This is a genomic window from Thermovirga sp., assembly GCA_012523215.1.
Lineage (GTDB): Bacteria > Synergistota > Synergistia > Synergistales > Thermovirgaceae > 58-81.
In genome coordinates, this window is the sequence record JAAYIZ010000210.1 from 1 (window position 1) to 1512 (window position 1512).

2 protein-coding genes are annotated in these 1512 nt (G+C 57.5%); one reads left to right on the forward strand and one right to left on the reverse strand.

The window, feature by feature from the left end:
- A partial coding sequence (locus GX108_06105) for an LmeA family phospholipid-binding protein (protein ID NLO56609.1) occupies positions 1-674 on the reverse strand: 674 nt, incomplete at its 3' end.
- A gap of 92 nt (positions 675-766) precedes the next feature.
- Here GX108_06105 and GX108_06110 point away from each other — a divergent pair.
- On the forward strand, positions 767-1512 hold a 746-nt coding region (locus tag GX108_06110), incomplete at its 3' end, for an EamA family transporter (GenBank protein NLO56610.1).

The following is a 1512-nucleotide window of genomic DNA, read 5'->3' on the forward strand; positions in this document are numbered from 1 at the left end:
AAGATGAACCCCTCGAGATCGATGATGGGCTGTATCTGGCTTACGGCCCTGTCGGTGAGCGCTTCGGGCAGGTCCACCCTGTTGACCTTCAACGTATAGTCCTCGAGCCAGACCTGCTTTCCCCCCACGATACCGAACCGGCCTTCAATTTCAATGAGGATATCCAGCGTGAAGAGGAATCGGATCGTGTAGTATCCCTTGGCGTAAATGCCCCTCTTGCTGAAGTCGAGGGAGAGATCATGCCAGTTCCCGTCGTCGTCGCCGAAAGCGGCATCGGATATGGCCCTGTTGACATCGCTTTCCAGGATGGTCGCCCGGGCATTGACGGAGAGCATGTCCACCACGTCCGGCCCGGGGCATTCCCAGCCTTGGGGGTCGGTGAAGTGGGTGTCGAGGGCTTCGATCTCGAGGTGTTCGATCCTCACGCCGCCCAGTTCGCACCCGAGAAGGTCCAGGAAGAGCCGGCGGACCCGTCCGGTCTCGTCGGGTTCTTCGTCGAGGATCATCTCCATCGACTCGGGTTTCAGACCTTGAGCGAAAGCTCTGAAGAGAAGTGCACCCCTTGAGGTACCGTCTATCTTCCCATTGAACTGGTAGCCCGGTCCGGCTAAGGCCGGGCAGGCGAGGAGAAGCACGATGAGGAACATGGCTGATGCCGGCTTGAGGTTGCGCATCGGGGAACCCCCACTCTTCGAGGAGATGGTTCTGTCCGAAGATAATATCATATCCATCTTTGTACACAACCGTAGGCCTGGTGGTATGCTGTATGCGCAACGTAATCGAAAGGTCGGTGCACCCTTTGGACGAGAGGAAAAGGATCCTCCTGGCCGATGCTGCCATGTTCATCATCGCCATATTCTGGGGGTCGGGCTTCGGTGTGACCAGCTGGCTCCTGGGTTTCTTTTCGCCCCTGTGGCTCATGGCCATAAGGTTCATGCTGAGTTCGCTGATCCTTTTCCTGCTTTTCAGAAACCGTCTAAGGTACCTGGGGAGAAAGGATTTATTCTTGGGCTTGGCCCTGGGTTTTCTCTTATTTTTATCCTTTGCGGCCCATATCTGGGGGTTGGTCTTTTCCACGGCTGGGAAGCAGTCCTTTATTTCCGCCTCCAACGTGGTCATGGTGCCTTTCCTGTTCGCCCTCTTCTACGGGAGATGGCCCTCCTGGGTGGCCACGGCCGGGGCCTTCATAGCGACGGCGGGATTGCTGGTCATGGCCTTCACCCCGGGGATGACTTTCAACTTCGGGGATTTCCTGTCCCTCCTCCTGGCCTTCGGCATAGCCCTTCATGTCCTTGGCGTGGGAAACCTCAGCCGGAGGATGGATCCCGTGGCCCTGACGGTTATCCAGCTGACCTCGACAGGGGTATTTTTTCTCGCCACCGCCTTGGTCTTCGAGCCGGTCCCCTCTATCGGGTCCATCGACTCCAGGGCTTTGTGGGGACTTCTCTATGTCGTAATCCTCGTCACCGTGATTCCCTTCCTCGTCCAAACGGTGGCCCAAAGGTTCAGCCC